The sequence below is a fragment of the Leeia oryzae DSM 17879 genome (genome assembly GCF_000376945.1).
GTDB lineage: Bacteria > Pseudomonadota > Gammaproteobacteria > Burkholderiales > Leeiaceae > Leeia > Leeia oryzae.
Window position 1 is genome coordinate 162864 of the sequence record NZ_AQXU01000025.1, and the last position, 15675, is coordinate 178538.

Here is a 15675-nt window from a genome sequence, read left to right on the forward strand (position 1 = left end):
TGCCTGAGCGGCAATAGATCAAGACCCGAATTGTCTAATGATCTACCGGTTTAAACAAGCTGAAATTGCGCGTCAAATACCTGCGGGCAATGGACCCAGTACCGCTTCGCTGTTACGCCGGAGCTGGGTAGCCAGCTCACCCAGCGGGATACCCCCTCGCAGTTCAGCCAACAGGGAGGCTATCCGTGGCAACTGGTCTGGTGCATGCCGCTGATGCGGCTGCCATTCTGGCGGAATATCCGGTGCATCGGTCTCGATCACCAGCGCATCCAGCGGCAGGGTGGTTGCCAGCTCACGGATGCGTAAGGCGCGCGGATAGGTCATTGCCCCGCCAAAGCCCAGCTTGAAACCCATGTCCAGAAATTGCTGCGCCTGCTGCCGGCTACCGTTAAAGGCGTGGGCAAAGCCGCCCCTGACCGGAAACTGGCGCAGATACTTCAGGATCTTGTCCTGCGACCGCCGGACATGCAGCAACACCGGCAGATCATGCTTTCTGGCCAGTTTCAGTTGCGCAACGAACAGCGCAGTCTGTTTTTCTTCTGACAATCCCTCCACAAAGAAATCCAGTCCGATCTCGCCCACGGCACGTGGCCGGTGGCGGGCTAACAACTCGTCTAATCGGTCGATATCACTGAGCTGATGATGGGAGTCTGCATAAATCGGATGCAGCCCTAGTGCAGGCACACATGCCGGTTGCTGCTGGCAGAGTGTCAGTACGTCCTGACAGGTATCCAGCGTCACCGCCGGAATCACAAATGCCGACACACCAGCGCGTTGCGCACTGGCAATCACGGCCTCTCGGTCGGCAGCGAACTCAGGGGCATCCAGATGACAGTGCGTGTCTATCCACATCATTTGTCCGGGTGTTATAGTCAGATTTCCCAAGCATACTGCCAACCGCCCCCAAGATGCCATCACATCCGTTTCTTGCCTGCCCGAAATGCAAAGCCGATACCCGCCTGCCCGATGGTCATCTGACCGAGATTTGTCCGGGCTGCGGTCTGGTGTTTGCCAAATTCCTGGAGGCGCAAACACCTCCGTCCGCAGAAATCACGATCTTCCCTGCAGACACTGCGGGCAAAGTAGGACTTTGGAACCGGTTGATTGCTCCACCTGCCGATGATGATCAATTACCGGACCATGACCTGTGGTGGGCACGTGCGATTGGTCTGATCCTGCTGTGCATCTGGGGGGGTTATTTCATCACCATGAACTGGCGCGACAACCAGATCGGCATGTCGTTCATGCATCATGTCAATCTGGTGTTTCATGAAGCCGGCCACGTCATCTTCATCCCTTTCGGGCATTTCATGACCATTCTGGGCGGTAGCCTGTTTCAGGTCTTGTGGCCCCTGATCCTGAGCGGCGCCTTTCTGTTGAAGTACAATAATCCGTTTGCCGCCAGCGTGTGTCTGGCCTGGGCAGGGCAAAGCCTGATGGACGTCGCACCTTATATTGGCGATGCACGAGCCTTGCAGTTACCACTGATTGGTGAATACTCGGAAGACATGGTGGACATGCGGGCAGACCGGCATGACTGGCATAACATTCTGGGGGATCTTGGCTGGCTGGCGCACGACCAGCAACTGGCGACGCTGGCCCATGTGACCGGCAGTGCCTTGACGATACTGGCCATGCTCTGGGCCGGCCTGATAGTGCGGGCACAATATCAGCAACACAAACAGGCCTGACGGTCGGGGCACTGCAACCGCCCCGGTCCGTGATTGACATCGTTTACGCGGTAGCGGCCAGCTTTGTCAGGGCATCACCGGTCACGCGGCAGATGCGCCATTCCGGCATCACCATGGCGCCCATGGCTTCATACATGTCAATCGCGTTCTGGTTCCAGTCCAGCACGCTCCATTCAAAACGCGCAAAACCACGTTCCACGGCTTCTGCTGCCAAAGCCTTGAGCAAAGCCTTGGCGTACCCGCGGCCACGCGCAGCCGGCTTGACGTACAAGTCTTCCAGATACAGACCGGCACGCCCGGCAAACGTCGAATAATTGCGGAAGTACAGGGCAAAGGCCACCACGTCACCGGCTTCTTCCACCACTTTGGCGTAGATGTGTGACTTTTCACCACACAAGTGCTGATGCAAGTCGGCTTCAGTGGCTACGACCATATGCGTCAGTTGCTCAAATTCAGCCAGTTCAAGAATCATGCCATGAATCGCAGACACGTCAGCCGCGGTAGCTTCACGCAATACAAAAGGGACATCAAAAGACATAGCACATCCATGAGTAAAATGAGTTGGGGAATTGCGCCACAAGGCAGTCATGCGCTAGCGGCGTCAAAGAACATACATCAAGTCATTCGGGCTGCCAATGACTAAAACGGACAAGCAGAGGGACAGATTCAGAGTTTGCGACGGCGGATGGTTTCGACTACCTGCATCACGTTGAGGTTACGCATGATGTCTTCCAGCTGGGCACGGCTCTGCACCTGCAGCAGGAAGCGGATAAAAGTAAAATTGGGACGTTGCTCGAACTCTTCGAGCTGAACATTCACGATATTGGCATTGTGGTCGGAAATCACCGATGCCACCTGTGCCAGCACGCCACGGTCGTTCACGGCAATTACGTCCAGACCGGCTTCATAGGTTTTACCTGACGGCGGATCCCAGTCGATTTCGACCAGATTTTCCGGGTTCACGTCTGACTGAGTGACAGCCGGACAATCGGCCACATGCACCACCAATCCCTGGCCCTTGGTCACCAGACCGACAATCTTGTCACCTGGCAACGGGTAACAGCACTTGCCATAATGCAGTGCGGAGCTTTCCCAGCCTCGCAACTGGATGGCAGGGATCTGCTGCTGTTCAGCCATTACTACGCCGCTCAGCTTCAGTAACGCACGTGCCACCACCATCGACAACTTCTTGCCCAGGCCAATATCGGTCAGCACTTCTTCTTTGGATTTGACGCCGATATCTTTGAGGTATTTGTCCCAGATGACTTCCGGCAAAGCCTCCCGTTGCGGTGCCAGGACATCCAGCGCCTGCTCCAGCAAGCTTTCGCCCAAAGCTACCGACTCGCTGAACTGCATGGTCTTGAGATAATGACGGATATGTGACCGTGCCTTGCCCGTCGATACAAACGACAGCCAGGATGGATTCGGGAAAGCGGCCGGGTCAGTGACCACCTCTACCCGGTCGCCACTGCGCAGACGGGTTCTCAGTGGCATCAGCTCGTAGTTGATGCGCGCAGCCACGCAATGCGTCCCGATATCGGTATGCACGGCGTAGGCAAAATCAATCGCCGTTGCCCCTTGTGGCAAGGCCAGAATCCGCCCTTTCGGCGTAAACACATAGACTTCATCCGGGAACAGATCAACCTTGATGTGCTCCAGGAATTCGGCGGCATCTCCGCTTTCGGACTGGATATCCAGCAAACGCTGCAACCACTTGTGGGTGCGCTGCTGCGCATCGTTCAGGGTGCCGTCCGTGCTCTTGTACATCCAGTGCGATGCGATGCCGTCTTCGGCAGTGCGGTGCATTTCGCGCGTACGGATCTGCACTTCGATAGGCGTACCGTACGGACCAAACAGGGTCGTATGCAAAGACTGGTAACCATTCGCCTTGGGAATGGCGATGTAATCCTTGAACTTGCCCGGAATCGGCTTGTACAGACTGTGCAAAACGCCCAGGGTCAGGTAACAGGTTGGCTCGTCTTCCACCACGACCCGGAAGCCATAGATGTCCAGCACTTCGGAAAACGTCAGGTGTTTTTCCTGCATCTTTTTATAGATGCTGAACAGGTTCTTTTCGCGGCCGGCCACGGTGGCGGCCAGTTTGGCGTTATTGAGCTTTTGCTGGATGGCCGCCAGGATTTTATCAATCAGCTGACGCCGGTTACCTCGTGCCGCTTTAACCGCCTTGGATAACACCTGATACCGGTTGGGGTGCAAAAAGCGGAAACTGAGGTCTTGCAAGTCCTGATACACGGCATTCAGGCCGATGCGGTTGGCAATCGGCGCATAAATATCCATGGTTTCGCGCGCAATCCGCCGCTGCTTTTCGGGGCGCATTACGTCCAGCGTGCGCATGTTGTGCAGCCGGTCGGCAATCTTGATCAGGATAATGCGGATATCACGAGCCATGGCCAGCAGCATTTTGCGGAAGTTTTCCGCCTGCGCTTCTTCATGGCTCTGGAATTCGATCTGCTCTAACTTGGACAACCCGTCGACCAGTTCGGCAACCGATTTGCCGAACAATTCTTGCAGTTCGTCCTTCGTTACGGCCGTGTCTTCCACGACATCGTGCAACAGGGCAGCAGTCAGAACTTGCGGGTCAAGGTGCCAGTCGGCAAGGATGCTGGCAACGGCCAGCGGATGAGACACATACGGCTCACCACTTTTGCGGTATTGCCCTTCGTGGGCTACTTCGCTGAAGCGGTAGGCTGCTTCAAGTGCTTTGATATCACTCTCGGGCAGGTATTTCAGCTTGGCAAAAAATGCGGCGATTTCCTGCTCTAGCAAGGCAGTAGTCGAGCCTGCCGCAGGCGCACCCTTGGGTTCCACCAGGGTGGATTCGGCAGGATGAACAGCAGGCTCTTCCATGATCGCAAACTCAGTCGCGATAACGCTTGGCGATATCTTCTGACAGTTTGCCTTGTGCCAGCTCGCGCAGCGCAACCACTGTTGGCTTGTCACGCGCCTGATCGACCAGTGGTGTAGAACCATTGGCAATCTGGCGAGCACGTGTGGTTGCGGCCAGTGTCAGGTTATAACGGTTTGTGATGCGTTTCAGGCAATCATCAATTGTAATACGTGCCATAGTGATTCACTCAGTTAAAAAACATTGAAAAACAGCCAGGGAGACCATGAACCAATCGGAAGATGCAGCCAATGCGCGGGGAGCAGTGCACAGAAAACGAGACATATCAGACAGATAGCAATGTTCCGGCACCGCACAGCGGCATTCAGGGTCTGCGCAGCGATTGATTCAGAGCATCCCAAGATGCAACTGCTTAAGGGAATATATTGTACCGGCTCGCACCTTTTAGGGCCAGTATATTCCCTCAACGCAATTGCACGGTTGATAGTGTACTTATACGCCTTTTAGCTCGGCAATCAAAGTACCAAACTTGAGCGACTGGTTTTCCAGACGCAAACGGGCTGCCCGGACGATGCTGATGATGTCGTGCACAGACTCGTCAATATGCTGGTTCACGATCACATAATCATATTCGTCAACATGGCGAATCTCGTCCTGTGCCGATTTCAGACGCACCTGGATGGCCTCTTCCGCATCTTTGCCACGTCCGCGCAAGCGCTGTTCCAGCACTTCCAGCGATGGCGGCAGAATAAAGATGGAGATGGCTTCCGGGAACAGGCGGCGAACCTGCTGCGCCCCCTGCCAGTCGATCTCCAGCAAAATATCCTGGCCGGTCGCCAGTTGTTCACGAATCCATTTCTCCGAAGTGCCGTAGAAGTTACCGTACACTTCGGCGTGTTCGAGCAGCTCGCTGCGTTCGATCATGCCCAGAAACGTATCACGGCTGACAAAATGGTAGTCTTGTCCGTTGGTTTCGCCCGCACGCGGCGCGCGGGTGGTAAAGGAGACCGACAAACGCACATTGGCATCGGCTGCCAACAGGGCGGAAACCAGCGTTGTTTTTCCTGCACCGGAGGGTGCAGCCACAATGAAAATGTTACCTTTTTGCATAGCGAATTGAGTACCTTCGTGTTTTTATTCCAATACAGGCTGCGATACGGATGGGTACAACGGGCATTGAAATGAGACACAAAACCATCTCATCAAGGTTTGAGCGTAACACAAGGTTACAAAAAATTTAACCGGTTCATGATGATTTCGACTCAGATTGTCGGATTGGTATAAAACTGCACCCTCTGGCAGGGCTCTTGTGCGCCCTGCCAGAGGGTATCCAGCATACTGCCATAACGGGCGTTACTCGATATTTTGTACTTGCTCGCGCATTTGCTCGATCAGCACTTTCATGTCGAGCGATGCCTGGGTGAACTCCATGGAAGCAGCTTTTGAGCCCAGGGTATTGGCTTCACGATGCAGTTCTTGCATCAGAAAATCCAGTCGTTTGCCCACCACGCCACCTTTCTTGAGGATGCGGCGGACTTCGGTACAGTGCGCCACCAGGCGGCTCAGCTCTTCATCCACGTCGATCTTCTGGGCAAACAGGGCAACCTCCTGCTGAATGCGGGATTCATCCCCTTGCGCCAGTACCTCTTGCAGGCGTTCGGTCATCTTCTGCTGATAGGCAGCGACGACGGCCGGCATTTGCGGGGTAATCACCGCCACCAGACGCTCGATACCCTCAATGCGCTCCAGCAGCATGACAGCCAGTTTTTCACCTTCGCGCAAGCGGGTGGCAATAAAGTCATCCAGCACGGCTTCTATGGCTTGCTTGACGATGTTGGCCAATTCTTCTGTATCCACAGCATCGCCGTTCAGCACGCCCGGCCAGCGCAAAATATCGGCCACAGACAAGCCGCGCGCACCACCAGCCAGCGCCAGTACCTGCTGCTCGGCTGCCAGCAAGGCACTGACCGTTCCCTGATTGACCTGCAATGAAGGCGCCTGATCGGGTCTTGGCACGACGCCCGCCCGGCATTCAAGCTTGCCGCGGTTCAGCCTGGCGGACAGGCTTTCACGCATCAGGGGTTCAAACTGGCGAAATTCTTCGGGCAGGCGGAAGGTTGCATCCAGAAAACGATGGTTGACCGCCTTCAATTCCAACGTCATCATCCCAACTGGCGTTGGAATGGTTTTGACGGCATACCCGGTCATGCTCGCAATCATGCATAATCCTTTCAAAACGCCGAAAATACGGCTTTAGGCTTTACAAGCCATAATTGAACAACAGACAATTCCCTGCCCGGCCAGTAAAACCGCAAATGTTGCGACAATCTGTTCGGGTTTGTTGGTACAGTGGTATAAGCTTGACAACCAGGTCTGATCATCATTAACCATTTCACGCGATGACATACGCAATACGGCACTTTCCCCCACACAAAAAAACAGGTGCGGCACCGCATGGGTCAACAAGTCAATTTACCACTGCCTAACGGGTATCAATTACAGGATTATACCATTGTAAAACCCCTTAGCTCGGGCGGGTTTAGCATGGTGTATCTGGCAACAGATGCCGATACCCTGCCAGTGGCCATTAAAGAATATATGCCAAGCTCGCTGGTGTTGCGCACCGGGGGCGACATCATCGTGCCGGAGAACCCGGACTACCTGCCAACCTTCCGCTACGGCCTGAAGTGCTTTTTTGAGGAAGGCAAGGCACTGGCTGGCATCAGCCACCCCAATGTCGTCAGGGTGCTCAACTTTTTCCGCGCCAACGAAACCGTGTACATGGTAATGAGCTATGAACAGGGACGCACGCTGCAAAAGGAAATCCAGCTGCGCCAGAACGAGCCGCTGAAAGAAAGCATGATCCGGCTGGTATTTGGCCAACTGCTCAATGGCCTGCGTGAAGTGCACCTGCACAAGATACTGCATCTGGATATCAAGCCGGCCAACATCTACATTCGTCAGGATGGTACCCCGCTGCTGCTCGACTTTGGCTCCGCCCGCCAGACCTTTACCCAGAACAACCCGCGCCTGTCGCCGATGTTTACCCCGGGCTTTGCTCCGCCAGAACAATACCGTGACCGCGACAACCTGGGCCCATGGAGCGACATCTATAGCGTGGGGGCCAGCATTTATGCCTGCATGGCCGCCCATGCACCGCAAGCCGGGGATCTGCGCATGATGGACGACAAGTACATGCCCGCTGGCAAGCTATGGAAAGGGATTTACTCCCAGGACCTGCTCGACATTGTGGACTGGTGTCTGGAACTGGATTTTCTGAACCGTCCGCAATCGGTGTTGCAACTGCAAAAAGAATTGCTGCGCAACGACTACAAAGTGCCAGAGCCTGGGCTGACCCAGCGTCTCCGGAAGTTTTTCAGTCAAGACATGTTTGCCCGCAAACGATAAGGCCAAACCATGAAGTTCTCTATTTATCAGGAAAGCCGGCGTGGGGGCCGCAAGTACAATCAGGACCGCATGGGCTACAGTTACAGCCGGGACGCCTTGCTGCTGGTGATCGCCGATGGCATGGGCGGGCACCTGCAGGGCGAAATTGCGGCCCAGATCGCCGTCGAGATGCTGATCCGCCAGTTCGAAGCGGCCGCCAAGCCGGTCATCAAGGAGCCGACTGCATTCATGTACGAGGCCATTCATCAGGCCCACGAGGCGATTCTGGATTACACCCGCAAGAACCAGCTACTGGAAAGCCCGCGTACGACCATCGTCACCTGCATCGTTCAGGGCAACATGGCCTACTGGGCGCATGTCGGGGATTCCCGCCTGTATTTCTTTCATAAGGGCGTACAGCAGCATGTGACTACTGATCATTCGCGGGTGCAGCAATTGATCCAGATGGGGAAAATCACCCCGGAACAGGCCATGACCCACCCGGACCGGAACAAGATTTACAACTGTCTGGGCAGTGCATTCCCGCCCGAAGTGGAGTTATCCCCGCGTCGCCCCATTACAAATGGCGATACCATTCTGCTGTGCACGGATGGCCTGTGGGGCACGCTAGACCCGGCGGAGCTTCAGCAATACCTGGGCCAGTTCCCGGTACTGTATGCCTTGCCGCAACTGATGGACAAGGCGGAGTTCAATGGCGGAAAATTTGGTGACAACCTGACGGCGCTGGGCATTACCTGGCTAGAGGAAGATGACCTTAGCCAGAGCACTGCCACATCCACCCTGAAAATGTCAGCGAACGACGTCAACAGCCAGCTCGATACCATCCGTGTGGATGATGATCTGAAATCCAGTGGCGAAGTCACGGATGAAGACATCGAAAAGGCGATTGCCGAAATCCAGAACGCCATCAAGCGCTATACCAATTAAGGCACCTGTATAGTACGATCCGTGCCCGATGGCGTGCCCGCCCCTGAAAAGCTGGGCGAACCGCATCAGGCCTGGCATTTACCCGTAACATTTATCGACTTTTGAAGGACAACGCATGCGCCCATCCGGCCGTTTACCCACCCAGCTTCGCCAAGTGACGATTACCCGCAACTTCACCCGTCATGCCGAAGGCAGTGTTCTGGTCTGCTTTGGCGATACGCAAGTCATCTGTACCGCCTCGGTGGAAGAAAACATTCCGTCTTTTCTGAAGGGCAAAGGGCAAGGCTGGCTGACGGCAGAATACGGCATGCTGCCACGCTCTACCAACAGCCGCATGAAACGCGAAGCCGCCAGTGGCAAACAAAGCGGTCGCACCCAGGAAATCCAGCGCCTGATCGGCCGCAGCCTGCGTGCCGTTGTAGATTTGACTGCATTGGGTGAGCGGCAAATCCTGATTGACTGTGATGTTATCCAGGCCGACGGCGGCACACGTACCGCCAGCATTACCGGTGCCTTTGTGGCCGTGCATGATGCCCTGTCCCTGCTGGTCAAAAAAGGCCTGCTACCTTCCCTGCCAATCAAGGACCACATTGCCGCCATTTCTGTAGGCATGTTTGAAGGCAAGCCCGTGCTGGATCTGGATTATCTGGAAGACTCGGATTGCGATACCGATATGAACGTGGTCATGACCGGCAGTGGCCACTTTGTCGAAGTCCAAGGTACCGCAGAAGGAGAAGCCTTCAGCCGCGAAGACATGAATGCTTTACTGGACTTGGCTACCAGCGGCATTGCCGAACTGGTTGCATTACAAAAAGCGGCGCTGGCCGGTTGATATAGACATCCCTGAACAGCCCGGCGTCACTCGGCCGGGCAAAACGGCTGGCTTACAGCGCCATCAGCATATTGCGGGTAAAGGACAGCAACTGCTGTCCTTTGTTTTGATAGGCATAGGTGGCCTGGCTGGCAAACACGAACGATTCGCCGGCCCTGACCACATGCACCCGTCCCTGGGTGATCAGCGACAGCTCGCCTGATATCACATAATGGATTTCCTGATACCCGACCGGGTCTGCCTCGGACTGATAGACATCGCCCGGGGCCAGTTGCCAGTACCATAGCTCAACCGTGGTGCCGCCGCTCGGCACGCTTTGCAGCAAGGTGGCGTGGCTGGAAGGCTGTTTGCCCTGCCAGACCCGGATCGGCGCCATGGCAGATTGCGGGTCCTGCTGGGGGGCGCGGACAATCCGGTCAAACGACACCCCGAGGGCATTGGCCAGGCGGTCTACCGTGGCAATGCTGACATTGCTTTCCCCTGCCTCGATATTGACCAGCATGCGGCGGCTGACGCCAGCAAGGCCGGCCAGATGTACCTGACTCCATCCCTTTTGCTGTCTGGCGTGTTTGATATTGGCAGATACGTGCTGGATCACCTGGATGTGGCCAGCACTTTCTTCTGTCGTGCTTGCCTCCATGCCAGATGGGGCAGTATATTGCTCATGTTGCTGTCCAGACATAACTTACCTTTCAATCAAAAGCCAGAATCCATGTCCACACCTCGTCATTACAAACATTTACCCGTGTCAGTACTGATACTGATCACCATGTTTTGGGGTGGCTCTTTTATTGTAGTGCAGACTGCCCTCAGATGGGCAGGCCCTTACAGCTTTGTGGGCATGCGCTTTCTGGTCGCCGGGCTGATTGCCCTGCTCTTGTGCGGCAAAGAGATCAAGGAGCTGCACCGGCGCGAAATTACCGCAGGCATCATGATAGGCACTATTCTCTTTGGTGGCTACATCTTGCAAACGATTGGCCTGACGTCTATCCCCAGCAGCAAGTCGGCTTTTCTCACCGGACTGTATGTACCCCTGGTCCCGCTGGTGCAATGGGCCATTTTTCGCAAGCTGCCCAAACTGAAAGCATGGGTTGGCGTACTGGTGGCGTTTATCGGGCTGATCTTGTTATCCAACCCGCACGGGATGTCGCTCCAGATTGGCACGGGCGAGTGGCTATCCATCATCAGTACGCTGTTGATTGCCTTTGAAATCAGCTTCATCAGCCATTTTGCCCAGGGCTGCAACCCGAAAAGAACGGCGTCTGTCCAACTGCTGACGGTTTCATTGCTGGCGTTTGTCTCCATGGCCTTTACGCACGAAGCCCCGCCGGTATTTTCACATTACCTGACTGCTTGCATTCTGGGGGTTGGCGCGGCCACGGCGCTGATCATCATCGGCATGAACTGGGCGCAAAAAACGGTATCTGCAACCAGCGCCACCGTCATTTACGCCATGGAGCCTGTCTGGGCAGGGGTGATTGGTTATCTGGCCGGCGAACCCATGACCTGGATGAGCATCTCCGGTGCCGGACTGATCATCTTGAGTGTCCTCATCAGTTCGCTGGACTTTGGCTTCCTCAGGCCACGACCTGCCTCATCAGTCGCGACAGACACACCGGCGTAAAGGGGGCATGGTTTCCATTTGCAGGTAGGCCGATTACAATACCGGCATGAATATTACCCTGATTCTTCCTGGCCTGATCTGGCCAGATGCAGACCCGGCGTTGTACAACGGGCTGGACCTTCCCCACTTGCACTGGTTACTTGGTAAAGGCACGGTTAACGTGCTGGCCGGCCAGACGCTGGATCAATGGCTGGTACGCAAAGCAGAGCTAGGGTTCTCGTTGCCCAATGCGGCCCTGACGGCCCTGCGCCTTCCGGATGCCCCCACAACCGGCTACTGGCTGCATGCCGACCCGGTACATTTGCACCCGAACCGTTCCGAACTGCGGGTGATTGACACCCAGACCTTTGGCATTACGCCTGCCGAAGCAAATGCACTGATTGACGCACTGAACCTGCATTTTGCGGAAGATGGCTTGCGCTTCTTCCCGCTGACACCCTACCAGTGGCTGCTGCATGTGGCCGAAGACCCTAAACTGGACATGACCCCGTTGCAGCATGTAATTGGCCGCAGCATGGACCCGCATCTGCCCAAGGGGGAGAATGCCATACGCTGGCACAAGCTGCTGAATGAAATCCAGATGCTGATGTATAACCACCCGGTGAATGACCAGCGGGATGCCAACGGGCAGCCGATGTTGCATAGTGTCTGGCCTTGGGGTGGTGGCAGTTTGCCGGCACCAGTAGCAAAGCCCAAATCTCTGCCCCGCTGGTGGAGTGATGCACCTGCCTGGCTTGGGTTGGCAAGCTATCTGTCGCATTCGTGCGAACCGACACCCTCACGTGCAGAGCAGATTGTCAGCGAGCAACAGGATGCCTGGGTGTATCTGGACGGCCTGGCCATGCCGCAAGCCAGGGAAGACGGCTGGGGCTGGCAGGAAATACTGAGAGAATACGACGCCGTATGGTTTGCGCCACTGATGGCGGCATTGCAGCAAGGACAGGTCCAGCAGGTCACTCTCGTGTATGAGGGAGATCATCAGGTATGTGAAACTACCGTGACGCGTAGTGCAAGATGGCAATTCTGGAAACGCCCAAAAACACTGGCCAGCCTATCCTCCGCTACTGCTTAGCGCCATGCCTGGCTCATCCGGCAGACCGACAGGCTGCTGCCGGGCGTCATTTTGGCGATATGTTTGACCTCAGCCGCCAGCTCGGCCAGATCATGATGGGACGAGCAGGTGCCCGTTGGTACCACCACGGCACCAATCGACAGTGACGTAAGCGGTACCAGCGTTTGCTCCCCTTGGCGGGTCATGCCGGAAAAACCGCCCTGTTCCAGATGGCCGGGCAAAAAGAAACTGGCCACCTCTTCATCAAAGCGTTTCAGCGCCTGCCTGCAACGTGTCTCCCAGTCGGTACTTTGCATCAGCACAATAAAGTCGTCCCCGCCGATATGCCCGACAAAGTCCCACTTCGGCTGAGAGATATCCAGGAGGATTCTGGCCGCCAGCCGGATGAGGTCATCTCCGCGCCGGTAACCGTACACATCGTTGAATGGTTTGAAGTTGTCCAGATCGGCATAGCAGGCCACAAACGGAGCCCCAACAGCGATCAGGGAGTCGACCTGCTCGTCGATCGGTACGTTGCCGGGCAGTTGCGTGAGCGGATTGGCGTAACGGGCCTGGTTCAGTTGCCGGGTCGACAAGGCCCGCATCAGATCGAACGCGCTGCCCATCCCCCGGTAAAAGCCGCCTTCGGTGATGATAAAGCCTTTACTCAACTGGCTACGCCCTTCTTCCACCACTTGCTGGCTGACCGTGGTCAGATCCAGATCGGCCTCGACCATCAGCGGTTCAGTATTCATCAAGATCCGGCAGGGTTTGCGTCCGTACAGGTCCCGCTTATAAGGGCCGGCAAACAGCTCCAGCAAGGTCTGGCGGTCCAGCATCCCGACCGGACGATCATGCTCCACCACCGGCAGGGCAATCAGTTCTGCGTCTTGGGCAAAGCGCTGATACACCAGATCGCTCAGGGTATCCGGGGTGACCGGCTCTACCGTCTGCATCAGTGACCGGGCCACCAGATGACCGGAACGCCCCTGATGCCGTAGCTGGATGCGTTCTGCCTCGCGCTGGATGGTCGAGACCACATGGGCATTCATGACCGGCGGAATCTGCATTTGCGGCTTGGACAGAAAATACCCCTGCCCATACGCCACGCCCAGTTCCTGCAATACCCGCAACTCGTCATGCGTTTCGATGCCTTCGGCAATCAGGCTGCCGCCAGACTGTGCGGTCAGGTTCTGTACCGCTTGGGTAAAGTGACGCTTGAGCGGATCGTTATTGATTTCTTGCACAAAGTGCATGTCAATTTTGACAAAGTCCGGCTTGAGCTCATACCACAGCCGCAAGCTGGAGAAACCAGCCCCCAGATCATCCAGCGCCAGTTTGAACCCCGCTTTACGGTAGGCATCCAGACTGCGCCAGAGCTGCTGGTAGCCGGGTATAGGCCGGCTTTCGGTCAGTTCCAGCACCAGCCGGCCGGGCGAAAGCCCCAGCTCGGTCAGTTGTTTGGCCAGACCGTCACAGGAAAAGGCGGGGGAGAAGAAGCAATCCGGATTGGTATTCAGAAACAGGTAACCCGGCAGTTGCTGCTCGGCAAAGGATTTCAGAATCACCCGGCGACAGCAGCCTTCCAGCTGAATCAGTACGCCGTAACGCTCGGCCAGGTCAAACAGGGCTTGCGGGGACGTCACCGGACTGCCTGCCGGTGCGCGGATCAAGCCTTCGAAGCCAAGTACCCTGCCTTGCTTTAAATCGACGATCGGCTGAAAATGCGCAATCAGCGCATCTGTGTCAATCGCCTCAAGCAGGAAAGACAACTGGTCGTCATCTCTTTCTATGCGTCTTAAGGCGTGTACGGGCATGTTTGCTCCCATAAATCACTCATGTCAGGTTGGATGTTAAGATTAGCTTCAGGATGTGACGCTAGAATGACAGTCAGACACATTGATCAGAACGGCACCCATGCGAGCCCCTAATTCGCTGCGCAAGCAGCTTGTCAAAAATACCCTGCTGGCGATTCTGGCCCTGTGGCTGGGCACCGCGGCCGTGACTGTGTATTCGGCGCGCCACGAGTCCTTGGAACTGCTGGACAACAAGCTGGAACAAACCGCCAACACCCTGCTGGCGTTTAATGTGGAAAGCCTGATCCGCAATGAAAAACTGCCATCGGAAGAAACCAGCCCGATGGCCGAGGCGGAGCATTTCCCGACCAGTAAAAGCGAGCTTCAGGTTCAGGTATGGCGTCGCAACGGCACGCTGATTGTTGCCACACCGCACGCACCTGCATTGCCCTTTGACGCACAAGACGGTTTTTCGACCAAACATATTCATGGCACGCACTGGCGCACCTATTCGGTCTGGGATGAAGACGGCACGCTGGAAGTACGGGTAATAGAAAACGAGGCCAACAACCTGAAAGTAGTGGGCGAAATTGTCAGCCGACAGTGGCTGGCGTTTCTGTTGCTGGCTCCATTTCTGGCGCTGGCGATCTGGTGGTCGGTCGGACGCGGGTTGCGCCCGCTGAAGCGACTGACTCAGGAACTAAGCGCCCGGCACGCCAAGCATCTGGAGCCCGTGCCGATGACGCTGGCCCCGGAAGAGGTCAAACCCCTGCTACTGGAACTGAATGACCTGCTGGAGCGTTTGAACCACGCTTTTACCCAAGAGCGACGTTTTACCGCGGATGCCGCACACGAACTGCGGACGCCGCTGGCGGCGCTGCGGGTACAAGCCGAACTGGCCAGCCAGGCCAGCGACCCGCAAGCCCGTGCCCACGCCTTGGCCCAGTTGGTAGATGGCGCGGCCAGAACCACACACTTGCTGGAACAATTGCTGTGGCTGGCGCGGCTGGACCACGGCCAGACACTGGAAAACGCAGCCCAGATCGACCTTGTCCAGCTGGCACAACAAACACTGGCCAATGAAGCCGGGCGGGCGCTGGCGCATAACCAGAATCTGGAATTGCTGACCGACCACCCGGTGCGGGTCAAGGGCGATGCCGCATTACTTGGCCTGTTGCTCCGCAATCTGGTGGATAACGCCCTGCGCTATACCCAGGAAGGCGGCAGTTGCATGGTGCGTTGCGATGAAGATGACACTGCAGTACACCTGATTGTCGAGGACGATGGTCCGGGTATTCCGGAAGCCGACATGAGCCGGGTCATGGACCGCTTCTACCGCATCCCTGGTACCGGCAAAGAAGGTAGTGGATTGGGATTGTCGCTAGTGGCAGAGATTGTCCGGCTGCATGGTGGCACCATGCAGCTGTCTCAGGGGCAGAACCAGTGTGGTTTGCGCGTCACGGTTCACCTGCCCAAATAG

The 15675-nt window shown here is 56.1% G+C and carries 15 protein-coding genes; 7 read left to right on the forward strand and 8 right to left on the reverse strand.

The window, feature by feature from the left end:
* Positions 1-72: 72 nt before the first annotated feature.
* Positions 73-855: a TatD family hydrolase gene (locus F552_RS0114180; protein ID WP_245546697.1), complete on the reverse strand. Its 783-nt coding sequence runs from the start codon at positions 853-855 to the stop codon at positions 73-75.
* Positions 856-908: 53 nt separating this feature from the next.
* On the opposite strand from F552_RS0114180, the gene F552_RS20155 reads away from it, so the two are divergent.
* Complete coding sequence (locus F552_RS20155; RefSeq protein WP_018152415.1) at positions 909-1691, forward strand: Trm112 family protein; 783 nt, start codon at positions 909-911, stop codon at positions 1689-1691.
* Between the two features lie 43 nt (positions 1692-1734).
* On the opposite strand, the gene F552_RS0114190 is transcribed toward F552_RS20155, so the two are convergent.
* The 5 genes from F552_RS0114190 to F552_RS0114210 form a co-directional block, all read right to left on the reverse strand.
* Positions 1735-2229, reverse strand: a complete 495-nt coding sequence (locus F552_RS0114190) for a GNAT family N-acetyltransferase (protein ID WP_018152416.1) — start codon at positions 2227-2229, stop codon at positions 1735-1737.
* Positions 2230-2357: 128 nt separating this feature from the next.
* Entirely contained in the window at positions 2358-4559 is a 2202-nt protein-coding gene (locus F552_RS0114195; RefSeq protein ID WP_018152417.1) for a RelA/SpoT family protein, read from the reverse strand.
* Between the two features lie 10 nt (positions 4560-4569).
* Positions 4570-4776 carry a DNA-directed RNA polymerase subunit omega gene (rpoZ, locus tag F552_RS0114200; protein ID WP_018152418.1) on the reverse strand — a complete coding sequence of 69 codons (207 nt, stop codon included), beginning with the start codon at positions 4774-4776 and terminating at the stop codon, positions 4570-4572.
* Positions 4777-5049: 273 nt separating this feature from the next.
* Positions 5050-5667, reverse strand: coding sequence for a guanylate kinase (gmk, locus tag F552_RS0114205; protein ID WP_018152419.1), 618 nt, complete (start codon positions 5665-5667; stop codon positions 5050-5052).
* 243 nt (positions 5668-5910) lie between these two features.
* Positions 5911-6777: a YicC/YloC family endoribonuclease gene (locus tag F552_RS0114210; RefSeq protein ID WP_018152420.1), complete on the reverse strand. Its 867-nt coding sequence runs from the start codon at positions 6775-6777 to the stop codon at positions 5911-5913.
* Between the two features lie 234 nt (positions 6778-7011).
* Between F552_RS0114210 and F552_RS0114215 the strand changes: the two genes are divergently transcribed.
* The 3 genes from F552_RS0114215 (at position 7012) to rph (ending at position 9724) form a co-directional block, all read left to right on the forward strand.
* Positions 7012-7965, forward strand: a complete 954-nt coding sequence (locus F552_RS0114215) for a serine/threonine protein kinase (protein ID WP_018152421.1) — start codon at positions 7012-7014, stop codon at positions 7963-7965.
* A 9-nt stretch (positions 7966-7974) separates the two neighbouring features.
* Entirely contained in the window at positions 7975-8892 is a 918-nt protein-coding gene (locus tag F552_RS0114220) for a PP2C family protein-serine/threonine phosphatase (protein ID WP_018152422.1), read from the forward strand.
* Positions 8893-9007: 115 nt separating this feature from the next.
* Complete coding sequence (rph, locus tag F552_RS0114225) at positions 9008-9724, forward strand: ribonuclease PH (protein ID WP_018152423.1); 717 nt, start codon at positions 9008-9010, stop codon at positions 9722-9724.
* A 52-nt stretch (positions 9725-9776) separates the two neighbouring features.
* On the opposite strand, the gene F552_RS0114230 is transcribed toward rph, so the two are convergent.
* Positions 9777-10406 carry a helix-turn-helix domain-containing protein gene (locus tag F552_RS0114230; protein WP_245546698.1) on the reverse strand — a complete coding sequence of 210 codons (630 nt, stop codon included), beginning with the start codon at positions 10404-10406 and terminating at the stop codon, positions 9777-9779.
* Positions 10407-10436: 30 nt separating this feature from the next.
* Between F552_RS0114230 and F552_RS0114235 the strand changes: the two genes are divergently transcribed.
* Positions 10437-11348 carry a DMT family transporter gene (locus F552_RS0114235; protein ID WP_026182750.1) on the forward strand — a complete coding sequence of 304 codons (912 nt, stop codon included), beginning with the start codon at positions 10437-10439 and terminating at the stop codon, positions 11346-11348.
* A 46-nt stretch (positions 11349-11394) separates the two neighbouring features.
* Positions 11395-12420, forward strand: coding sequence for a hypothetical protein (locus F552_RS0114240; RefSeq protein ID WP_018152426.1), 1026 nt, complete (start codon positions 11395-11397; stop codon positions 12418-12420).
* Here the strand turns inward: F552_RS0114240 and F552_RS19475 are convergent.
* Entirely contained in the window at positions 12417-14216 is a 1800-nt protein-coding gene (locus tag F552_RS19475) for a GGDEF domain-containing protein (RefSeq protein WP_033375743.1), read from the reverse strand. The genes F552_RS0114240 and F552_RS19475 overlap by 4 nt on opposite strands.
* Before the next feature lie 100 nt (positions 14217-14316).
* On the opposite strand from F552_RS19475, the gene F552_RS19480 reads away from it, so the two are divergent.
* Entirely contained in the window at positions 14317-15675 is a 1359-nt protein-coding gene (locus tag F552_RS19480) for an ATP-binding protein (RefSeq protein WP_018152428.1), read from the forward strand.

What these genes read in the sequence shown, in the direction of transcription:
- F552_RS0114180 (WP_245546697.1), bottom strand. Translation starts at nt 855, where the DNA reads ATGATGTGGATAGACACGCACTGTCATCTGGATGCCCCTGAGTTCGCT.
- F552_RS20155 (WP_018152415.1), top strand. Translation starts at nt 909, where the DNA reads ATGCCATCACATCCGTTTCTTGCCTGCCCGAAATGCAAAGCCGATACC.
- F552_RS0114190 (WP_018152416.1), bottom strand. Translation starts at nt 2,229, where the DNA reads ATGTCTTTTGATGTCCCTTTTGTATTGCGTGAAGCTACCGCGGCTGAC.
- F552_RS0114195 (WP_018152417.1), bottom strand. Translation starts at nt 4,559, where the DNA reads ATGGAAGAGCCTGCTGTTCATCCTGCCGAATCCACCCTGGTGGAACCC.
- rpoZ (WP_018152418.1), bottom strand. Translation starts at nt 4,776, where the DNA reads ATGGCACGTATTACAATTGATGATTGCCTGAAACGCATCACAAACCGT.
- gmk (WP_018152419.1), bottom strand. Translation starts at nt 5,667, where the DNA reads ATGCAAAAAGGTAACATTTTCATTGTGGCTGCACCCTCCGGTGCAGGA.
- F552_RS0114210 (WP_018152420.1), bottom strand. Translation starts at nt 6,777, where the DNA reads ATGATTGCGAGCATGACCGGGTATGCCGTCAAAACCATTCCAACGCCA.
- F552_RS0114215 (WP_018152421.1), top strand. Translation starts at nt 7,012, where the DNA reads ATGGGTCAACAAGTCAATTTACCACTGCCTAACGGGTATCAATTACAG.
- F552_RS0114220 (WP_018152422.1), top strand. Translation starts at nt 7,975, where the DNA reads ATGAAGTTCTCTATTTATCAGGAAAGCCGGCGTGGGGGCCGCAAGTAC.
- rph (WP_018152423.1), top strand. Translation starts at nt 9,008, where the DNA reads ATGCGCCCATCCGGCCGTTTACCCACCCAGCTTCGCCAAGTGACGATT.
- F552_RS0114230 (WP_245546698.1), bottom strand. Translation starts at nt 10,406, where the DNA reads ATGTCTGGACAGCAACATGAGCAATATACTGCCCCATCTGGCATGGAG.
- F552_RS0114235 (WP_026182750.1), top strand. Translation starts at nt 10,437, where the DNA reads ATGTCCACACCTCGTCATTACAAACATTTACCCGTGTCAGTACTGATA.
- F552_RS0114240 (WP_018152426.1), top strand. Translation starts at nt 11,395, where the DNA reads ATGAATATTACCCTGATTCTTCCTGGCCTGATCTGGCCAGATGCAGAC.
- F552_RS19475 (WP_033375743.1), bottom strand. Translation starts at nt 14,216, where the DNA reads ATGCCCGTACACGCCTTAAGACGCATAGAAAGAGATGACGACCAGTTG.
- F552_RS19480 (WP_018152428.1), top strand. Translation starts at nt 14,317, where the DNA reads ATGCGAGCCCCTAATTCGCTGCGCAAGCAGCTTGTCAAAAATACCCTG.